The organism is Vibrio sp. B1FLJ16, assembly GCF_905175385.1.
In the GTDB taxonomy this organism is placed as follows: Bacteria; Pseudomonadota; Gammaproteobacteria; order Enterobacterales; family Vibrionaceae; genus Vibrio.
The window spans coordinates 1,525,642-1,545,218 of the sequence record NZ_HG992750.1 but is presented as its reverse complement, the minus strand read 5'-3'; the positions used below and the strand labels follow the sequence as shown (position 1 = coordinate 1,545,218).

16 protein-coding genes and 1 pseudogene are annotated in these 19,577 nt (G+C 44.0%); 7 read left to right on the top strand and 10 right to left on the bottom strand.

Annotated elements, in window-relative coordinates; translation table 11 throughout:
- Positions 1 to 80: 80 nt before the first annotated feature.
- A complete protein-coding gene (locus KHN79_RS20945; RefSeq protein ID WP_244812726.1) occupies positions 81 to 1,127 on the top strand; it encodes a lipase family protein in 1,047 nt (348 codons plus the stop codon).
- Positions 1,128 to 1,205: 78 nt separating this feature from the next.
- Here KHN79_RS20945 and KHN79_RS20940 read toward each other — a convergent pair whose 3' ends face one another.
- The 5 genes from KHN79_RS20940 to nfsA form a co-directional block, all read right to left on the bottom strand.
- Entirely contained in the window at positions 1,206 to 2,510 is a 1,305-nt protein-coding gene (locus tag KHN79_RS20940; protein WP_182010773.1) for a dicarboxylate/amino acid:cation symporter, read from the bottom strand.
- A 391-nt stretch (positions 2,511 to 2,901) separates the two neighbouring features.
- Positions 2,902 to 5,052, bottom strand: a complete 2,151-nt coding sequence (locus KHN79_RS20935; protein WP_182010774.1) for a polysaccharide biosynthesis tyrosine autokinase — start codon at positions 5,050 to 5,052, stop codon at positions 2,902 to 2,904.
- A gap of 26 nt (positions 5,053 to 5,078) precedes the next feature.
- On the bottom strand, positions 5,079 to 5,519 hold the full coding sequence (locus KHN79_RS20930) for a low molecular weight phosphotyrosine protein phosphatase (RefSeq protein ID WP_182010775.1): 441 nt from the start codon (positions 5,517 to 5,519) through the stop codon (positions 5,079 to 5,081).
- A gap of 98 nt (positions 5,520 to 5,617) precedes the next feature.
- Positions 5,618 to 6,739 (bottom strand): polysaccharide export protein, encoded by a 1,122-nt coding sequence (locus KHN79_RS20925; protein ID WP_182010776.1) that lies wholly within the window; start codon positions 6,737 to 6,739, stop codon positions 5,618 to 5,620.
- A gap of 484 nt (positions 6,740 to 7,223) precedes the next feature.
- Positions 7,224 to 7,946, bottom strand: a complete 723-nt coding sequence (gene nfsA / locus KHN79_RS20920; RefSeq protein WP_182010777.1) for an oxygen-insensitive NADPH nitroreductase — start codon at positions 7,944 to 7,946, stop codon at positions 7,224 to 7,226.
- Between the two features lie 186 nt (positions 7,947 to 8,132).
- Here nfsA and KHN79_RS20915 point away from each other — a divergent pair, with 186 nt between their 5' ends.
- A complete protein-coding gene (locus KHN79_RS20915; protein ID WP_182010778.1) occupies positions 8,133 to 8,774 on the top strand; it encodes a MarC family protein in 642 nt (213 codons plus the stop codon).
- A 120-nt stretch (positions 8,775 to 8,894) separates the two neighbouring features.
- A pseudogene (locus KHN79_RS20910) lies at positions 8,895 to 9,768 on the top strand (patatin family protein).
- Positions 9,769 to 9,905: 137 nt separating this feature from the next.
- On the opposite strand, the gene KHN79_RS20905 reads toward KHN79_RS20910, so the two are convergent.
- The 3 genes from KHN79_RS20905 to KHN79_RS20895 all read right to left on the bottom strand — a co-directional run bounded on the left by KHN79_RS20905 (position 9,906) and on the right by KHN79_RS20895 (position 13,184).
- Complete coding sequence (locus tag KHN79_RS20905) at positions 9,906 to 10,886, bottom strand: rhodanese-related sulfurtransferase (RefSeq protein WP_182010780.1); 981 nt, start codon at positions 10,884 to 10,886, stop codon at positions 9,906 to 9,908.
- A gap of 323 nt (positions 10,887 to 11,209) precedes the next feature.
- Complete coding sequence (locus tag KHN79_RS20900; protein WP_182010781.1) at positions 11,210 to 11,806, bottom strand: HutD family protein; 597 nt, start codon at positions 11,804 to 11,806, stop codon at positions 11,210 to 11,212.
- Complete coding sequence (locus KHN79_RS20895; RefSeq protein ID WP_182010782.1) at positions 11,799 to 13,184, bottom strand: formimidoylglutamate deiminase; 1,386 nt, start codon at positions 13,182 to 13,184, stop codon at positions 11,799 to 11,801. Before KHN79_RS20895 ends, KHN79_RS20900 begins: the two co-directional genes overlap by 8 nt.
- 242 nt (positions 13,185 to 13,426) lie before the next feature.
- Here KHN79_RS20895 and hutG point away from each other — a divergent pair, with 242 nt between their 5' ends.
- Together hutG and KHN79_RS20885 are read left to right on the top strand one after the other, a co-directional pair.
- Complete coding sequence (gene hutG / locus KHN79_RS20890) at positions 13,427 to 14,239, top strand: N-formylglutamate deformylase (protein ID WP_182010783.1); 813 nt, start codon at positions 13,427 to 13,429, stop codon at positions 14,237 to 14,239.
- Positions 14,240 to 14,474: 235 nt separating this feature from the next.
- Entirely contained in the window at positions 14,475 to 15,797 is a 1,323-nt protein-coding gene (locus tag KHN79_RS20885) for a YjiH family protein (protein WP_182010784.1), read from the top strand.
- A gap of 112 nt (positions 15,798 to 15,909) precedes the next feature.
- Here KHN79_RS20885 and KHN79_RS20880 read toward each other — a convergent pair whose 3' ends face one another.
- Positions 15,910 to 17,205, bottom strand: a complete 1,296-nt coding sequence (locus tag KHN79_RS20880) for an alpha/beta fold hydrolase (RefSeq protein WP_182010785.1) — start codon at positions 17,203 to 17,205, stop codon at positions 15,910 to 15,912.
- 224 nt (positions 17,206 to 17,429) lie between these two features.
- Between KHN79_RS20880 and KHN79_RS20875 the strand changes: the two genes are divergently transcribed.
- Both KHN79_RS20875 and KHN79_RS20870 read left to right on the top strand, forming a co-directional pair.
- Positions 17,430 to 18,584, top strand: coding sequence for a D-alanyl-D-alanine carboxypeptidase family protein (locus tag KHN79_RS20875; protein ID WP_182010786.1), 1,155 nt, complete (start codon positions 17,430 to 17,432; stop codon positions 18,582 to 18,584).
- A gap of 165 nt (positions 18,585 to 18,749) precedes the next feature.
- A complete protein-coding gene (locus KHN79_RS20870) occupies positions 18,750 to 18,968 on the top strand; it encodes a VF530 family protein (RefSeq protein WP_014234972.1) in 219 nt (72 codons plus the stop codon).
- Positions 18,969 to 19,065: 97 nt separating this feature from the next.
- On the opposite strand, the gene KHN79_RS20865 is transcribed toward KHN79_RS20870, so the two are convergent.
- Positions 19,066 to 19,518, bottom strand: coding sequence for a thioesterase family protein (locus KHN79_RS20865; protein ID WP_182010787.1), 453 nt, complete (start codon positions 19,516 to 19,518; stop codon positions 19,066 to 19,068).
- Positions 19,519 to 19,577: the final 59 nt, after the last annotated feature.

Sequence of the window (19,577 nt, the reverse complement as noted above, 5' to 3'; positions counted from 1 at the left end):
TTATGAAGTCATTATCGCCTAGACTTGCGTCAAGAATCGCTGAAATACCTTATCACGTATATGCTAAATAACGGAAAAGAGTGCAGCCTTACATAAATAGATCGTTTACTTTTGATACAAAAAGTGATGTTCTTCAAGGTACTACTGGGGGGGTTTTAGGTATCGGTGGGATGACTTCAGACTTAGCTGTTGTCGGCTATGGTAAAGGGGAATACGCTAATCATTTAGTTATATCGTTTCGAGGTACTGAATCTAATGCAGGGGATATCCTTGCTGATGGTAATGTTGGGCTAAAAGGGTCTTATAACGGACAGCCAGTTCATGCAGGATTTGTAAATCTTTTCAATACGATTCGCCCTCAGTTAGTGAGATTGTTTTCGACCACAAAACCACCCCAAATAGTACATTGTGTTGGCCATAGCCTTGGTGGTGCGATTGCTTCTCTTGCTGCTGATTGGATTAAAGCTCGCTATAAATATTGCGTTCACTTATATACTTTTGGATCTCCTAGAGTAGGGCTAAAGTCTTATGCATTAAGAAGTGTGGATAGGTCATACCGATGTACTCATGGTGCTGATCCAGTTCCGATGATTCCCCTTTGGCCATTCGTCCATGCAGGTAATGAATATAGATTGGATGGGAGCAGTGGAGTCTACTTTTTTACTCACACTTTACCTGCAAGAGGTAATCCTGGCTATGTAAACACAGCAAGCCAAGAAGACTGGGGATTTTTACAACAACGTTCATCGGATTACCTATATAAAAGGACCTCGCTAAACTATGACCGAAGAAAGGAAGCTTGTCTCAATGCAACATGGCTGCAGAAAGTGTTTTCAGCAATGCTGACTTTATTACGTGATTCTGGTTTCTCGCATGTTCTTCAAGTGGGATTCACATCGACGTTAACGATGTGGGATATGCTGGCAAGAACGATGGATAGATTAGCGAAGTTAAGGCAAGCCTATGCTTCTAGAATAAAAGGGATTTTAGGACATATGAATGTTATGTCAGGTAATCCCGCAATAAATTTATCTTCAATAAGTTATTCTGTTATCAAATGGTCTTTTAGTAAGCTAATCGACAAGCTTTATGCTAGTGCTAGGTGTGCACTTAAGGTTGCGGGATAATTTTATTGTTTAAATAAACAAAGCCCCGATGTTTCCATCGGGGCTTTGTTTTAGACAGGATAATAACTGCAAAACAGTTTAAGCGTCAGCGCGTTTAAGATGCACTTCTTCTTCGGCTGCGCCGGCCATTGGATCGTTGAAGCGAGTTTCATCCAATGCACCTTCTGATTTAGCAACAATAATGGTTACTGCGCTATCACCGGTGATGTTTACAGCGGTACGAATCATATCAAGCAGACGGTCAACACCCATAATCAGTGCGATACCTTCAAGAGGCAAGCCTACTTGGTTTAGTACCATAGCCAGCATGACTAGGCCAACACCAGGAACACCAGCAGTACCGATAGATGCCAGTGTAGCAGTCATGATAACCATCAAGTAGTCACCCATGGTCAGGTCAATGTTGAATGCCTGTGCGATAAACGCTGTAGCCACACCTTGCATGATCGCTGTACCGTCCATGTTCACGGTTGCGCCAAGTGGCACAGTGAACGACGATATGCGGTTTTCAACGCCCATACGATGTTTTGCTGTTTCCATCGTGACAGGAATTGTCGCGTTAGATGATGCAGTAGAGAAAGCAAACATCACAGCGTCTTCCATTTTACGTAAGAACGTGATGGGGTTTAGACCAGTAAAGCCTTTTAGCATCAGACTGTAAGTAACTAGACCATGAAGCAATAGCGTACCTGCGAGAACAACAAAGTATTCAGCAAGATTGATGATCGCGCTCAGACCTAGACCAGTAAACAGCTTCGCCATCAGGAAGAACACACCGTAAGGTGCAAGGTTCATCAGAATAGCAACAAGCTTCATGATCACTTCATTCAGGTCACTGAAAAATGACGCAATACGTTCACCTGGTTTACCCGCTGCGCTTATCGCAATACCGAACAGAACGGCAAACACGATAACCTGCAGAGTCTTACCTTCAGCCATTGCGCTGATAGGGTTGGTCGGGAACATACTAATGAACACCTGACCCAAAGATGGTGCTTCAGCTGATTTGAATGAACCTACTGCGGTAAGATCCGCACCAGCGCCCGGCTGGAACACTGCGCCCATTGTCAGAGCTAGTGTGATAGCTACAGCTGTGGTTGCAATGTATAAAGCAAGTGTTTTACCACCCATTCGACCTAAAGTTGATAGGTCTTTAAGAGAGCTGGTACCACAAACCAGTGAGACAAACACCAGCGGTACTACCAGCATTTTCAAGCTAGCGACAAAGATCTGGCCACCAACTTCAAATAATCCATTAACAATGTAAGCATCGACAAATCCGTTGTCGGCAAAAAGTGTGCGAATTGCAAATCCTGTCAAGATACCCGCTACCATACCAAAAATTACTCGGCTGGTTAGCGACATCGGTTTCTTGGTATTCATGAGAACACTCCTTATAGTTATGCACTTTGAGTTCACTTCAAAGTGGCGAGCAGGGTAGCAGTGGAGTAAAAAAATGAGAAAGGAAAACCTTATGGATAATTGCTGGGTGTGATGTAGATCACGCAGGTAGTTGGTGTTTGTAACCGTAAATTAACTGATTGCTTTATTTTTTATCTGTTATTTAACATTTTCACCGAACTTAACGCTGTTGCAAACCTTTTGTTACATTCTGGGTGTAAGTGCATATTGCGGCAGATAAGTGTACTTTGAGTACTTTATGTAGCGCACATGAAGCCATACAACACTAGCTCTACGGCAATAGGGGCGCTTTAAATGAAGTAAAGCCCCCCGCTAAACGTAGCGGGGGCTTCGAGTTATTTTAGGTTACGTCCTATTCATTTGTATAAGAATAATTGTAGTATCCATATGCGTTGGATGCTTTCTTCTCAATGGCGTTGAGTAGGACACCTTTAACTTCAACCCCCGCTTGTTCGAAGCGGTTATGGGCAATGTTGATTTCCTTCAATGTAGTTTGCTCGAATCGAGTCACCATTAAGGTTGTGCCGGCTATCGCTCCCACAATTGTTGGATCAGTAACGGCAAGAACTGGTGGTGTATCGATTATGACTAAATCATACTCAGCAGAGACTTTATCAACAAAGTTCTTGAATCTAGGATGCATAAGCAGCTCTGATGGGTTTGGTGGTACCTGACCTCGAGTGACCACATCTAAATTTTCTATACTGGTTGTTTTGATCGCATCACTGGACGAGATCTTGCCGCTGAGAAGTTCAGAAAGACCATTGTCCCAACGTAACCCCAGACTTTTCTGTAGATAGCCTTTACGCATATCTGCATCAACAAGCAGTACCTTTTGGCCCGTTTTAGCGGCCACAGCTGCGAAGTTTGTAGAAACAAAACTCTTGCCCAGTGATGGGGCGGGGCCTGATATCATCAGGACGTTATTTTTCGCTTCCATCATTGCAAAATGTAAACTGGTTCGTAGCCCGCGAAGAGCCTCGATAGATAAATCTGCAGGGTTTGCCTCAGCGAGAAGTAATGGCTTATCGTTGGCACCTTTAATGCGGTTCAACTTTTTCGTGAATTCCAGCTGCTCTGCGGACTGCGGCACGCTAGCGTAAACAGGCAGACCAAGTTGCTCAATTTCTTCTGCGGATGTGACGCCGCGATGGAAAGCCGAACGGATCAAGACAAGTGCAACCGACACCATTCCTCCTAAAAGGGTTGCGAGAACCACGATGAAAGACTTCTTGGGTTTGACTGCTGCAGAGTAAGACTGTGCGCTGTCAATAATACGGACGTTACCAACAGTTCCTGCTTTGATGATGTTCAGCTCCTGCACCTTATTTAAAAGCTGAATATAGATTTGTTGGTTTACTTCTACATCACGAGTCATACGTAGTACTTCTCGTTGAGTTTTAGGCAGTTTTTGAACTTGTTTGTTTAACCGCTCTTTTTCTAGGAGCAGGGTTTTACGCTTATCCAGTAAAGATTTGTAGGCTGGGTGGTCTTGAGTAAACTTTTGGCTAACTTCACTCTCTTTAAAGGCAAGTTCGTTAAGCTGAGCTTCCAATGCGACCATTACTTTAAGCGTCGATTGAGCTTCTAAGTTTAGGTCGATAGATTCGTTCTCTTGCCTAAAGTGATTTAGGACATCTTCGGAGCCATTTAGTTTTTCTTTTATTTCAGGCAGGTGGCTCTTCAAAAATGTCAGGCTTTTCTCAGCTTCAGCAGAGTTTCTTTTTACATTCTGTAAAAAATAGCTTTGAACCACACTGTTTAAGATGGCTTGGTTTCGCTCAGGGTATTCACCTTCGATACTGAGTAAAACTATACCAGTTTGGCTACCTTTCTCTGAGATGGAAAGTTGCGACTCCAATCTATCAATGGCATCAAGTCTGCTTATCTTATTGAGTGTAAAGCTATCGTCATTGCCTGAAATGAGTTCAGAGACTTTGATACGATAACCGTTCATTTCAATCAGCTCACCTGTGCTACCAGAGAGAACAATTTTATCTTCAACAGTAAGCGCAAATTGACCTTTTTCGGAGTCGGTCGTGATGAGCTTGTGTGATACCCCTCTAGCTGTACGCGGTATCTCGAAAGTATCAACAGAAATATAGTTTTCGCTGTTGTTGATACGAGCAAGGCCTTTACCAACCAAAGGGAAGTAATCAGGTGAGGCAAGGGTTGTTAAGTTGAACTCATCGACGGTGTCTCCCAAGATCATCCGCGATTTCAGAATCTCAATTTCAGTAGTTGTCGAAGATTCTGCCGCGAATAGCTCTCCCATATCACCAACAATCGATGAGACGCCACCGGAGCTTTTTTTCTCGATTTGAATCAGAGCATCGGCTTTGTAAATAGGAGTAGATAGTAAGGCGAAGGCAATGCCGAAAACTGAAAAAAATAGTGTGACACCAATGATGAACCATTTGGCATCAATCATGATGCCAAACAGTTTGCTTAGGTCTATCTCATCTTCAGCAGGTTGCGTAGATTGAATGATTTGGTTAGCCATTATTTTATATTGCCAATTGTTAATCGTTAGAGCTTGTTAGCCCATGACTGAGCTGCCTCTTTTATCAGGCTGTATGAGTGCTCGAAAGCTTCTCGGCTTTGTCGGTAAGGATCAGGAATGCTATTTGAGTTAAGCCAGTGTCCAAAGAGCATGGTTTTGCCTCTTGCTTCAGGCGCAATTTGGGTAAGGGCTTCAATGTGTCCTTGCTCCATAACCAGGATGAGGTCATGTTGCATACACATTTCAGGGGTAAGTTGTTGTGCTTGGTGTCCTTCCAAGCTGATTCCATTTTCAAGCGCAACGGTCGTCGCAGTTGCGTCAGCCGCTTTTCCAGTTAGCTTGCTTTTGTCGACAGCCAGCCCTGCTGAGGTAATTGTTTTATTGGGCAATAAACTTTGTAGCAACTTTGCACCGCTAGGTGAACGACAGATATTGCCAACACAGACAACAAGAATATTAGAAAACATTATAGTATAGTGTTCCTTACCAATAACGAATATTAAGAAAAAAGAGACTCTCGCTGATTGATACCTTTACTTTAATGAGCCTCTTAAATAAACAGGGATTACGGCCAATTCCTGACGCGTAGCATGCCTTCGGTTAATTCATTGAAACCAGAAATTGTCGGTACTAATTGCGCTATCACACGGTTCCAGCGGCTGATTGGCGCGGTAGTGACGTAGACTATGTCATACGGATTTAACTCAAATTCAGTACCAATGACTAATGCCGAAGCGTCTGATATATCAAGCTGGTAAATATTGGCTAGTTCTTCCTCAATAGAAGACTTTCTAATTACGAATACACCTGTAGCGTCAGCTGAAAGTTGATTAATGCCTCCGACGCTGCTTAATGCTTCTGTTAAAGTCATGCCCGCCCGGTCTATTTTGAGCAGTTTGGGATCGTTCACTTCTCCCAAAACAAACACTTTCTGGGCGTCATTACGTGGCACATGAACAATATCACCAGGCTCTAACAAACGGTTTTGAGTTAAGTCTCCCTGCTGCATTAATGCATAAAGGGAAACGTATTCGACGTATCCGTTGCGTGTCAGTGTGGCGTTGCGCCAGTCAGCGTTTTCCGCAAGGCCTCCAGCGTTATTGATCGCGTCTAGCAGAGTTAGAGGAATATTGCTGATGGCTTGCTGACCAGGCCGGCTAACTTCACCGGTAATGTAAGACTTTTTAGAACGAAATGCCGCAACACTCACATCCACTTGTGGGCTTTCTATATATTTCGTTAGTCGCTTCGAAATCTCAGTACGAATTTGACGAACATTTTTCCCAGCAACCTCTACGATACCGATGTATGGATAAAATATGGTGCCATCGGCGTGAACCCAGTTGCCCGCTTCTTCGGAGCTACGGTAAGAGCCTGCAGGGATTGTTAACTCTGGGTGATCCCAGATAGTTATATTAAGGATGTCGCCGGGGCCGACTTCGTACTCATAAGCGGCAAGCCTGCGATCCAACTCTGGATTTGATTTTGTTGGACTTTCAAAGGATTTCAGTTCAGAGACACGTTCGAGAGTCAATGGATAAACAGTGAAGTCTTTTTGAGTGGTATCATTTTGTACCGAAGTAATGCTTTTATTGCTCAGCGGAAGATGGCTTCCGGGAAGAGTACAGCCAGTTACAACGAGAGACGATATAACAACACTAGCTAACTTAAGTTGATTAAATAGCATGGCATCCATTTTCCAAACGTAAAAATTATCAACATGATGGCGTTAAAACTGACAGAAGGTTTTAGGCCTATCAACGCTACTACTTGTATATTTATGGTTATATTAATGGACTCAAGATCACATTTTCGGAGCGTACTTTAAAGAATATTGATGAAAGGGGCAATAGAGTGCTTGGTCAGGAAAGTTGTTAGGAAATTTCAATGCTTTGTTCTTAATTTATTGTTTTTATTGTTAATTGTATCGTTAGTTACGAAGGGTAAGCCGACTGGTAAGGTGACTGGAAGGGAAATTCGTTTCATTTGTGTGATGGAAAACACATTTTTTTGTAATATTTTTGTCAATTATTATTTTTTGAGTCGGAAGCTGTCCGAAATTATCTTGTCAGAGCACGTCAACTAAATGCGGTTTCTTCAGTGGAGCATTTCGCCAATATTGCTAAAAGTCCCTCGCTAGCAAGAGACTTTCAAAATGCAGAGCACGGTGACTAGCGCTTTGCCAGCCCTTTTTTATTCAGATACGGCAAAATATGCGGGCGCGATTCCCCGGCAAGCTTCGTCGTGACTTCTTGTGACCAGGTACTTTGTTTCTGGTTACTTGAACGGCTAGCGTAGTAATCGTGCATGGTTTGATCGTAAGTATCGATATCTGCCACATTTAAAGGCTGGTACTGATTTTCGTGTACGATCACTTTCGCTGGTAGACGGGGTTTAATTTCCGGGCTTTGCTCCGGATGACCCAGACACATACCAAACAAAATGGCAGTATTTTTCGGTAATCCGAGCAACTCATCAACTTGCTGAGCATTGTTTCTCAAACCACCAATGTAGACGCCACCGAGCCCCATTGATTCGGCCGCCAACAAACAGTTTTGCGCCATGATACCGGAATCTACCGCACCAATAAGCGTCAGCTCTGTGAAATCTGCTTGTATGTTTGGGTTTATTGTTGCGTGACGCTGATAATCAATACAGAACACTAAAAATTCTGCAGCACTTGCAACGTAAGCTTGGTTACCAGCGTATTGAGCAAGTTGTGCACGCTTTTCAGGGTCAGTAACTCGGATAATAGAGACCACTTGCAACATACTAGAAGAGGAGGCGGCCAGGCCTGCCTGAATAATGGTATCGAGTTGTTCTTTTGCTATTGGTTGTGAGCTGAATTTTCGAATCGAGCGGTGACTTAATATCGTTTCAATGGTGTTGTTCATGATGAATTAACATCCTTTGTTATTGTTCAGTCTTACCTTATCGGCATTTATTTATTGGGTAAACTGTTACGCGAGAAAAAGTGTGCCTTAGCGCATAAGTTTGTGTCTGGGATAGCAGGTACAAAGCATCCCCAGAATTGACGATATATACTGATATAAAATCAATAAATTACATGCGATGCAAATATGAAGGAATTGATCGTTCACACGGTAACGGTGTTTATGGGCTTTTTCGCCATCATGAACCCGCTAGCGAACATCCCGATATTTTTAAGCTTAACGGCAGATGAAGATAAAGAGACGGTTCGTTCTATAGCGCTGCGCTCGGTATTTATTGCTTTTATTATTGTTGCTCTGTTTTCCATTGCGGGCAAATTGATATTCGATTTGTTCGGTATCACGCTTTATGCGCTGCGTATTACTGGCGGGATACTGGTCTTCCTTATTGGCTATAACATGCTTCAGGGGGATACGACCCATCAAAAAACCAAAGAAAAAGCATACTCACCGGCGCAGCAGCAGGCGGCTTTAAGCATAGCTGTATCACCGCTGGCGACCCCGATTTTGGCCGGGCCTGGCACTATTGCAACCGCAATGAACTTTGCTACGGCAGGAGGCTTTGATCAGACCATCATAACTATTATCTCGTTTGCTGTGCTGTGTATTATCACGTACATCCTGTTTCTGTTTGGCGATAAATTAGTTAAAGCCGTTGGCCCTAGCGCTCTCAATGTTGTGACCAAAATGATGGGTCTGATATTAGCTGTGATCGGTACCCAAATGCTGATTGATGGCGCTGCGGAAGCCTATAAGAGCGTTTTCTCATAATCGTCTATTATTTATTTGGATTGGGTATAGGAATCACCTATCTAAATAATAAGAATAACCGATTGTTTCTGCTGCTTTAATTTCAATATTATTTTGAAGATAAAGTATTGGGGAGGAAACATGGTCAAAAAAGCAATTGTTGTTGAAGGTGGCGCGATGCGCGGCGTCTTTGCTAGCGGAGTATTGGACGCATTCATGGAGCAAAATTACAAACCATTCGATTTTGCTATCGGTGTGTCAGCTGGCGCATCAAATTTGATTGGCTACCTAACCGATTACCCGCATCGCAGTATTAACATCATCACCAAGCTAGCGACCTGCAAACGCTTTTTCGACCCGACTCGTTTTATTAAAGGTGGCGATCTGATTGATGTAAAATGGCTCTTTGAAGAGTCTAATCGCTTGTATCCTGTCAATGAAAAAAAAACTGTTTGAAGGGATTCCTTTCTTCGCGACCACGACCAATGTAGATACGGGTAAAGCTGATTATTACCGCGTGAACCGCGCTAATTTCCATCAGGCACTTGAAGCAACTACTGCTTTACCAATCGCGTACAAACATACCCCATGTTTTTCTGGCGGCTGCTATACCGATGGTGGCGTCGCAGATTCCATCCCGGTAAGAGAAGCTTACCGCCGAGGTGCGCGAGATATTACGGTTGTGTTGTCACATCCGCTGAATTATTCGAAGAAGCCAGTTAAAACTACGTGGCTGACTAAAAAGCTGTTTGCTGATCATCCCAAAATGGTCGAAGCCATGCTGCGCCGGTCTGAAAACTACAATGAGTCTTTAGAATTTATTCGCAACCCGCCAGAAGATGCACGTATCCGCGTTATTGCACCGCCGGAGAACTTCCACGTTCAGCGTTTATCAATGCGTCAGTCGGTACTGCTTGAAGGATATGAAATGGGGCTTAACGAGGGAAGAACGCACCTGAAAAATCTCGCTGGCGTTCATGGACTGGACAGAGAGAACTGTCACTTCTGTGTCTAGAACCTTTTTAGAACTGATAATGCTTTATTACTTATTTAAAGTTAGACAGCGTGTGCGTTAGTAGAGAATGAGTTAGCCTTGAGAAGGCGAGCCACATTAATGGCTCGCTTAGAATACTTAATCTGAGGTCAGTCTACTTAGACTTGTTTGCGCTGTGCTTCTTTTTGGGCAATCTTTGCAGCTCGACGTTGTTCACGCTGTTTCGCACTTTCACCACCAACGTGCTGTTCACCACGCTGTTCTGCTAATTCAATCTGCTTTTCACGCTCACGGAAGCGGGTGATTTGCTCTTCTGAATGAGTACCGTGACATTTAGGGCAGCTTACGCCTTGCTCATAAAGTTCTGACTGTTTGTCTTCTTCTGTGATTGGCAGGCGACAAGCGTTACACAAGTCGTAGTCTGCTTTTTCCAACTGGTGGTTTACCGCTACACGGCCGTCAAATACATAGCAATCACCTTCCCACAAACTCTCTTCTTGTGGTACTTCTTCCAGATACTTCAAGATACCGCCTTCAAGGTGATAGACCTCATCAAAGCCTTGTTCTTTCATGTAAGCAGTCGACTTTTCACAGCGGATACCACCGGTACAGAACATCGCTACTTTCTTGTGTTTTCCCGGATCCATGTTCTCTTTTACATAGTCTGGAAACTCACGGAATGTATCAGTTTGCGGGTTTACTGCGCCTTTAAACGTGCCGATCTCAATTTCGTAATCATTACGTGTATCGACGACAAATACTTCCGGATCAGCAATCAGGTCGTTCCAGTCTTTTGGTTTAACGTAAGTACCCACTACGTGGCGAGGATCGATACCTTCTACGCCCAAAGTTACAATCTCTTTTTTGAGCTTCACTTTCGTGCGGTTGAACGGTTGAGTCTCTGCAAATGATTCTTTGTAAACGGTGCCAGCAAGACGCGGCTCTTTGTTTAGCCACGCAAGCAACGTATCAATACCAGCGCGCTTAGCAGCAACGGTGCCGTTAATACCTTCATTAGCCAGCAGTAGTGTGCCGCGAATTTGGTTGTTTTCCATCAGCTCAAGCAATGGTTCACGTAGTTCTTTATAGTTACCGAGTTCCACAAACTTGTACAGCGCGCAGACAACATACTGACTCATGAGATTTCCTTCATTAAAACAGGTGGTCGATGACCTTTAAATTTTAGCGGCCAAAATTATACCTGAGTAATTTAGTCGGAAATACGGGTAATCTTTGTGGGTATTGGTAGGAGTGGACTTGGGGAGCAGATTATTGCTTCTATAAACCTATAAGGACAAAGCGTATTTACTGTTGGAAGGTATGAGAGGGATGGTATGAAATATTAATCTAGTGGCGGTAGCTGATTAGCGGCCAGTAGGATAGATAGGGCACACATACTAATTAACCTCACAGGTAGACTAAAAGTAAGAATGTGCCCTGGTATAAATGTTCAGATCAATATTTACTCAATGCTGATGCTTACGCCCATACCTTCAAGCAAGGTCGCTTTCAGTGATTCGTGGAAGCGTAGAGTGTCCTGGCTTCTCACACGTACTTCTAGAGACTCTGATTGTGATTCCAGAGCCAATATGCAATCACTATTGGCGTAGAATGCACTGAACAAAGTCTTATCTAAGTGCTCAACCGAAAATGAATCCGGAGAAAAGACAGCTTCAACAGTTGATGTTACTTTGCCTTCTCTCACCATGATATTGAGATCTTCAATCTTTCCGTTAGATAGAGATGCATGGGTAACATCACCGCCAGCAAAGTTGGCAATAGCTAGCGGCTGTTGCAGATCGTGGCTGTACGTCTTAGCACCGTTTCGATGAGTCAACAGCATTCCGTTACCTTGCAGTAAAACAAGGGTACGGTGCAGTCCGCTGAAATCAGAAAAAACACCGTCTTCTACTACCGCAGCCTGGCTCACCCGGTACTGCACTTCATCTTTTTCACGATGTACGGCAATTTCTAACGTTTCACCTAACCCGTTCTTCCACGGCATGCGCAGATAATCAGATTGAGGGATGATGCTGTATAAGTCGGTGTGATTAAGCATCGTAAATCACCTTCTTAATCACCTGGGCAAACTCGCTTCGGCTAACTAACTCCAGCTCATGACGGCCGTCTTCGATCACTTGCTTACCTGCAACAAATACGTCTTTAACTACGTTTTCGCTACATGCAAATAGCCAGCGGTTCAGCATATCTTTGGATTCGCTTGCGCCAATAAATGGATGCGTGTCGTCAAGCGTCATAAAGTCCGCACGGCTGCCGACAGACAAGCCAAGCTCAACGTCACAAGATTGATTACCACCAATTAGTGCCTGCTTAAACAGGTTGTCACCGATGCTGACTTGCTCCTCACGGTATAGACGGTTGCGTTGCTGATCGCGTAAGCGTTGCCCGTATTCCAGAATACGCAGCTCTTCAACGATTGACAGGCTAACGTGGCTGTCAGAACCAATACTCCAGCGACCACCTAAACGTTCAAACTCAACACCTGGGAAAATGCCATCACCTAAGTTAGCTTCTGTGGTAGGACACAAGCCCACAACCGCGCCACTGTGTGCAATAGCTTTAAGTTCGTAATCATTTAAATGTGTAGCATGGATTAAATTCCAGCGCTTATTCAAGCCGATATTGTCGTGTAACCACTCAACCGGGCGTTGACCGCTCCAGGCGATACTGTCGTTGACTTCTTTCTGTTGTTCAGAGATATGAATGTGCACAACACGCTGTTTGTTCAGTTCACCCAACACTTCATTAATTTGCTGCTCGGTAACCGCACGCAATGAGTGGAAGCAGATTCCAAGGTTATGCAGTTTAGACCCCGTTAAAGCCTGCTCACACTGGTGTTGCAGATCCAAGTACGATTGAGAAGAGTTGATAAAACGTGCCTGACCTTCATTTGGTGCCTGTGCGCCAAAACCAGAGTGAGAGTAAAGAACAGGAAGCAGGGTTAAGCCGATACCAGAGCGATCAGCGGCATTAATTAACTGATGGGACATTTCGGCACGATTTGCGTATTGCTTACCTGCCACATCGTGGTGAAGATAATGAAACTCACCCACTTGAGTGTAGCCGGCTTTGAGCATGTCGATATAAAGCTGAGTAGCAATTACATTTGCCTGTTCCGGAGACAGCTTCTGTACAATTTTGTACATCAGATCACGCCAGCTCCAAAAACTATCGTTCGGGTTCAAACACACTTCAGCCATGCCAGCCATGACTCGCTGGAATGCATGCGAGTGGACGTTAGCGATCGTCGGCAACACTGGCCCAGATAACTTTACTGCATTAGTTGGTGCTTCAGAATCTGATTCGATACGAGTAAAAACGCCATCTGTTACTTCGAACAAGACGTTATTTTGCCAATCCTGATTAAGCCAAGCTTTTTCAGCAAAAAAATACTGTGGTGTTTGAGTCCCTGTCATAGTGGATTCCTGGTTCTAGATAGTGATGAACATATAGTTTGCGAGCCAGTTTAATTGAGCTTTATATGTATATACAAGTTATATTTTTGAAGTTATTTTTATACAAAATATAGGGTAATTATTGCGAAAAAATTTGAAGCGTAAGGCTTGTTTTAGACACTTCACGCTTGCAACAAAGGTATATGATAGATACATTAGTAAATGTATATACATTTGTTTTTAAGATAACGGAGTGTCTGCAAATGACTCAACCTAATACAGTGCCATCACCTTTCGAATTTCATCAGGGAAACGTACCACTGCTAGTGAGCATGCCTCACTCAGGCTTAAATTTAACGCCAGAGGTTGAGGAAGGACTGACAGACGCTGCGCGTAAACTTCCGGACACGGATTGGTTTATTCCTGAGCTTTATGAATGTGTGAAGGAGCTTGGTGTAAGCGTAATTTCTGCCAACTACTCCCGCTATGTCGTCGACCTTAACCGTCCTAGTGATGACAAGCCATTATACGCGACCAAAACCACCGGTTTATTCCCGGAAATCTTATTCGACTCCACGCCTGTCTTTATTGAAGGTAAAGCACCGACAGAAGCGGATCATGACCGCTATATCCAGCAAATCTGGCAGCCTTACCACTCAACGATTGAACAAGAGCTTGCGCGTTTAAAAGAGATTCACGGTTATGCCATTCTGTTTGATGCACACAGCATAGCCGCACAGGTTCCGATGTTGTTTGACGGTACGTTACCTGAATTTAACTGGGGTACAAATCAGGGCGAATCTTGTAGCTCTGCGATTGTCGATGCGGTAATGGATGCATTATTCGATAGCTACAATCAGGTGCTTAACGGCCGTTTTAAAGGTGGCTTTATTACGCGCGGTTTTGGTAAGCCGAGCGAAAATATTCATGCTATTCAGCTGGAGTTGTCTCAGGCGACTTATCTGAACGATGACGCACTTACTCAAGGGCGCTATGAACTGGATGCAGAAAAATCAGCGGCGGTTAAGTCTCAACTTAAAGCCATTTTAAGTGCGATCCTCAATACCAAAATATAAATAACCTGAGCTCGGGTTTATGTAAAGACGAGCCAAAGTGCTCGTCGAATTTAGCAAGGAATGTATCAATTCACCTACCTAATACATTGGTGACTTGAACGGCTAGACACAAATTACTTGAAGTGGCTTCGGTAGCCTATTGATTAGCCTTTATTCGTTTTATAAACAGAGGCTTATTAATGTATTCGCATCGATGCTGCTTTGGGGGAATGGGTATAACTAAGGAAGGTTTTAAATGGAAACAACTCAAGCTATTCTCACCAGACCGGTTTGGGCATCAGTACTCAGGCTGGTGCTTTTTAGTCTTATCGGTATCATCTTTTTCTTTGTTCCTGTCGAAATTAATTCAAAGTCGACAATACCGCTGGATCATATGGTTTCTTGGCTGCGAGCCTCGTTTCCAAAAGGCGTAGAAATATACGCAGTATTGATGATTGTCGCTGGTGGACTCTATCCTTTTATCTCAGGTAGCTGGAACTCCAGCCTCACCCAAAAGATCCTTTCCGTATTAAAAGTGATTGGTGTTATCACTGCATTAATGGCTTTCTTTACCGTTGGGCCTGAATTGCTTTTCGAGAAAGACATGTTGCCGTTTCTATTCGGCAAACTAGTTGTACCCGTTGGACTTATTGTTCCTGTTGGTGCGATTTTTCTGGCATTTTTAATCGGCTTTGGCCTTTTGGAGCTGGTTGGCGTCTTACTTCAGCCGGTCATGAGACCTATTTTTAAAACGCCGGGTAAGTCCGCAATTGATGCGGTTGCCTCTTTTGTCGGCAGTTACTCTATCGGTCTGCTGATCACAAACCGCGTGTACAAGTCGGGTCAGTACTCAGCTAAAGAAGCCGCGATCATTGCGACAGGCTTTTCTACTGTGTCTGCGACATTCATGGTCATTGTGGCGAAAACTTTGGGTTTGATGGATATCTGGAACCTGTTTTTCTGGAGTACATTAGCCCTTACTTTTGTTGTCACTGCAATCACTGTCCGACTACGTCCGCTAAGCCGTTTAGATGATACAAAACCTGTAGCAGACGAAACGGACAGCGATTTGCCACGTATTAAGCAAGCGGTAAATGAAGGGCTGCAAATTGCAGATAAATCAGAGCCAATCATCAGCAGCATTATTAAAAACCTTAAGGAAGGCCTGTTGATGGCGATGAGCATCCTGCCATCGATCATGTCGGTAGGTTTGATTGGCCTGCTTTTAGCAAAGTACACACCAGTTTTTGAATGGTTAGGCTTTGTATTCTACCCATTTGCATGGTTAGCACAGATGCCGGATCCTATGCTGGTATCTAAAGCGGCAGCAACAGGGCTTGCAGAGATGTTCTTACCTGCGCTTATCGCAGCAAAGAGTGACTTTATCACCCGTTTTGTGATTGGCCAGATTTCGATCTCCTCAATCTTATTCTTCTCTGCTTCCATTCCTTGTATTTTATCTACTGAGATTCCGATTTCCGTTAAACAAATCCTTGTGGTGTGGTTCCAGCGTACAGTTATCACATTACTGCTAAGCTCGCCTCTCGCCTTTGCAATCCAGAATTTTGCTCTAAGTTAATTGCGAGAAACTGCTGTAAATAAAAATCCCCGCAGAAGCTTCTGCGGGGATTTTTTGTTTGGGCTGTTACGCTTTTAGGCTAGAGTCTTGGATTATCCTGAGATCAAGTTAACTACACCAATGTGGCTGCTGTCTGATTACCCATAGCGATTAAGGTATCTAGAATACGTTCACCGTCTGCGCGCAGACCATTGTGCTCATATTCGTTGGTGATCCACGCCTTTGAGTTAGGCATCATGGACAGCGTTTCCCGGCTGATGTCCATTTCCACAAACATGTCGTCGGCATATACCGCGCAACTTACAGGTACTTTATTCTTTTTCAGCTGACTTTCGTCATAAAGTGGTGACCAGTCGTCTTTTCTTGCCAGCAGCTCCGCTGCTTCTTTCAGTGGTTTCAGGTTTACGTATTGATCGAACATCCACGGGAAGACCATTTCTCCTGTAAAGTAGAATGATTTTCCTTTTTCATAGTTAAATGCTTTATGCGACTGATGCACACGATGTGCGCTCCAGTCAGAAGCGAAACCCTGGCAGTAAATCGACTCGTGTAAAATGGCGTAGATCGGATTGGTCTGGAAGTTTTGCTGAGCCAACATGTCACTCAAAAATTCGTAACGCAGCTGAGGCTTTCCGTTTACCTCGATTAGTGCGCTTTCTAACCAGTAATAGGTTGGTAAGAAGGTATCGCTGACACCAAAGTTGATGCCAATTTGCTGGAACTGCTCAACCGTAAAACGCTGGCCGTTTGGCAGGTACTCTTCGTGTTCAAGAAGGTGATTTGCAATGTTCTGGCAAAGCTGCTGCGCTTTTGGAAACTGTTGGAAAAACGCTTGGTTTTTCTCCATTGTGCGTTTAAATGTCGCTTCATATACGTCATCGGGATGACGCGAGACAGAAGGTACACCACCGGTAATGTAACTTTGAAGCAGACTGTCAGGGAACATCGATAAATAGGTGAGAGAACAAAATCCGCCGAAGCTCTGGCCTAGAATTGACCACTTTTTAACGCCGAACTGCTGACGAATAAACTCGGCATCACGAACAATATTATCTGCTCGGAAATAACTCAGGTACTCAGCCTGCTCTTGCGGTGTCAGGTGAGCCAGTGTCTGGTGATTGATGACCGAGCTGTTTCCGGTGCCTCGCTGATCAAGCAACAAAACACGGTATTGCTGAAGTGCTCTTTTTATCCAGCCACTATTTCCGTTCGGCCGTGGCGACGGAAATCCGGGGCCGCCTTGTAGATACACTAACCAAGGTTTAGCGGAATCTTCTTCTCCCGCTAAACAAACTGAGCGGGCAAATACCTCGATTGTCCCTTTAATCTTGTTCTGGTAATCCAGAGGAACCGTGAAAGTGAAGGGGGTGTAGTGCAATCCGGCATCGATAAATGATTGAGCATTCATTGTTTTATTCTTAGTCCTTATTGGGTGTCGGCATGAAGCGCTGTCGTTGGTTACTTTACTTGGAATTTTGTCATTAACCAAGGCATACCTCGCTGCTAATCCCCTTTTGTAAAATCAGGGTAAGTTCAAGAAAATGAAACGATTAGCAACTGGTGCAATGGGGCTAGTGAGCTATGCTCAATAGAGTTGCTAGCAAGTGCAGGGCTTATTGTGGAGGATGTTGAATGAAAATGTCGCTGGCTCGATGGATTATCGTGACGTGTTTAATGAGCGTACCAGCTTTTGCCGTGGTTACACCAAATCCGCCTCAGCTACAGGCAAAAGGGTACGTGTTGATGGACTTTCAGTCTGGTGCAATCATTGCCGAAAAAAATGGCAGAGGTGAGTTAGCGCCTGCCAGTTTGACCAAGATAATGACAGCTTACGTCGTCGGCCAGGAAATCAATGCAGGTCGATTGGGTTGGGAAGATATTGTGACCGTCAGTGAAAATGCATGGTCAGAAAAATTCCCCGGTTCTTCAAAAATGTTCATTAAACCGAAAGACGAAATCAGCGTAGCGAACCTGATGCGTGGTGTGATCATTCAGTCGGGAAATGATGCCTGTGTCGCTCTGGCTGAACATGTTGCTGGCAGCGAGAGTGGCTTTGTTGCGTTGATGAACGGGTGGGCTGACAAGTTAGGAATGCAAGACTCTCGTTTTGTGAACTCACATGGCCTGGACAGCGAAGGTATTCAGACGTCTCCCCTTGATATGGCTAAGTTGATGCGGGCTCTTATTAATGATGTGCCTGATGTCTATGCACTTTATAGCGAAAGGGTGTTTACTTGGAACAATATTACCCAATACAACCGCAATAAATTACTGTGGGATAACGCCATAAATGTGGATGGCGGTAAAACGGGCTATACCAGTAATGCAGGTTATAGTCTGGTTAGTTCAGCGACAGAAGGAAAAATGCGTTTAGTTTCTGTTGTGATGGGTACTTCTAGTCAGCAAGCGCGAATAAGTCAGTCGAAAAATTTACTCAGTTACGGATTTCGTTTTTACGACACTAAGAAAGTTGCAACTCAGGGAGAGGTTGAATCTAAAGTTCGCGTCTGGAAAGGGAATGTTAATGAGATTGAAGCGAGCTTAGCATCAGATGCCTATCTGACATTACCTCGCTCCATGACCGCGGGGTTAGACAAAAGCGTTGAGTTCAATGAGCCTCTAATGGCACCTATTAATCAAGGTGATGAAATTGGAAAAATAGTATGGAAAAGTAACGACGAAATCGTGGCCAGCTATCCACTGGTCAGTAATCAGGCTGTAGAAGAAGCCTCTTGGTTTGGTCAGATCTGGGATACCATTGTGCTCTGGGTGAAGTCCTTTCTATAGCGGCACGTTTTAGAGTTGGCCTGAAAGCAGCCTGATTTTTATCGGGCTGTTTTTGTTCATTTTGCGCTTCTTTTCAATATGATTAGCCCGCAGCCTTGGTTTGAGTTAGATTAGCGGCAACAAGCGGTACAAACGTCATACCTTATATATAGTTGGATTGAAACCATGAGCAACGAGCAACCGAATAACCCACTGCACGGGTTGAGCCTTGAAAAAATTGTCACCCGTTTAGTTGAACACTTCGGGTGGAATGGAATGTACGAACGTGTTCGCGTAAATTGCTTTAAGAAAGATCCATCGATTAAATCCTCTCTGAAGTTTCTGCGTAAAACTCAGTGGGCAAGAGACAAAGTGGAAGCGCTGTACATAGAGACTTTTTGTTAAGTATCAACACTATACCCTAGCATCTTGAAGTTACTTGGGTATAAAGTATGATTCCCGAAAGCGACGCAAGCGCTGTCGGGAGTCTGTGAAACTAGAATTACTCTAAGTGGTGAGTGCTTCCTACTGTTGCTTCCAGCTCAAGTATTGATTTGCGTACATTGTCAGGAATTGCAGTCTTTTTATTATTCTTAAAATCAAACATCACGCCTGTAGCCGTCGCTACTGTCACCACTTTTCCCCATTTCTTGCTAAATACCTGATATTCCATCGTCATGCGGTCGCCCTGCATGTCGATAACTCGAGCTCCTATTAGCAGTGTGTCTGGGTAGGTTACTGGTAACTTATAGCGGCATTGGGTTTCACTCAGGACAGGGCTGATTTGCGAGGTTTGTAGGTCAACCAGCAAATTAATCGCTTCAAAATAATCCAGGCGAGCGGTCTCAAAGTAGCGGAAGTAGACCACGTTGTTGACATGTTGCAAGGCATCCATTTCCCCCCAGGCGACTCTGATCTCAGTAACTACAGGGAAGTCTTTTAATTGTGCGTCCATTTTCTTTGTTCCTTTTTTCATCAACGTTGCCATAAATTGCGAGGCTACTTATTTATCTG

Bases quoted from the DNA above. Each gene is read 5' to 3' on its own strand.
- KHN79_RS20940 (WP_182010773.1), bottom strand. From the start codon at position 2,510: ATGAATACCAAGAAACCGATGTCGCTAACCAGCCGAGTAATTTTTGGT.
- KHN79_RS20935 (WP_182010774.1), bottom strand. From the start codon at position 5,052: ATGGCTAACCAAATCATTCAATCTACGCAACCTGCTGAAGATGAGATA.
- KHN79_RS20930 (WP_182010775.1), bottom strand. From the start codon at position 5,519: ATGTTTTCTAATATTCTTGTTGTCTGTGTTGGCAATATCTGTCGTTCA.
- KHN79_RS20925 (WP_182010776.1), bottom strand. From the start codon at position 6,739: ATGCTATTTAATCAACTTAAGTTAGCTAGTGTTGTTATATCGTCTCTC.
- nfsA (WP_182010777.1), bottom strand. From the start codon at position 7,946: ATGAACAACACCATTGAAACGATATTAAGTCACCGCTCGATTCGAAAA.
- KHN79_RS20915 (WP_182010778.1), top strand. From the start codon at position 8,133: ATGAAGGAATTGATCGTTCACACGGTAACGGTGTTTATGGGCTTTTTC.
- KHN79_RS20905 (WP_182010780.1), bottom strand. From the start codon at position 10,886: ATGAGTCAGTATGTTGTCTGCGCGCTGTACAAGTTTGTGGAACTCGGT.
- KHN79_RS20900 (WP_182010781.1), bottom strand. From the start codon at position 11,806: ATGCTTAATCACACCGACTTATACAGCATCATCCCTCAATCTGATTAT.
- KHN79_RS20895 (WP_182010782.1), bottom strand. From the start codon at position 13,184: ATGACAGGGACTCAAACACCACAGTATTTTTTTGCTGAAAAAGCTTGG.
- hutG (WP_182010783.1), top strand. From the start codon at position 13,427: ATGACTCAACCTAATACAGTGCCATCACCTTTCGAATTTCATCAGGGA.
- KHN79_RS20885 (WP_182010784.1), top strand. From the start codon at position 14,475: ATGGAAACAACTCAAGCTATTCTCACCAGACCGGTTTGGGCATCAGTA.
- KHN79_RS20880 (WP_182010785.1), bottom strand. From the start codon at position 17,205: ATGAATGCTCAATCATTTATCGATGCCGGATTGCACTACACCCCCTTC.
- KHN79_RS20875 (WP_182010786.1), top strand. From the start codon at position 17,430: ATGAAAATGTCGCTGGCTCGATGGATTATCGTGACGTGTTTAATGAGC.
- KHN79_RS20870 (WP_014234972.1), top strand. From the start codon at position 18,750: ATGAGCAACGAGCAACCGAATAACCCACTGCACGGGTTGAGCCTTGAA.
- KHN79_RS20865 (WP_182010787.1), bottom strand. From the start codon at position 19,518: ATGGACGCACAATTAAAAGACTTCCCTGTAGTTACTGAGATCAGAGTC.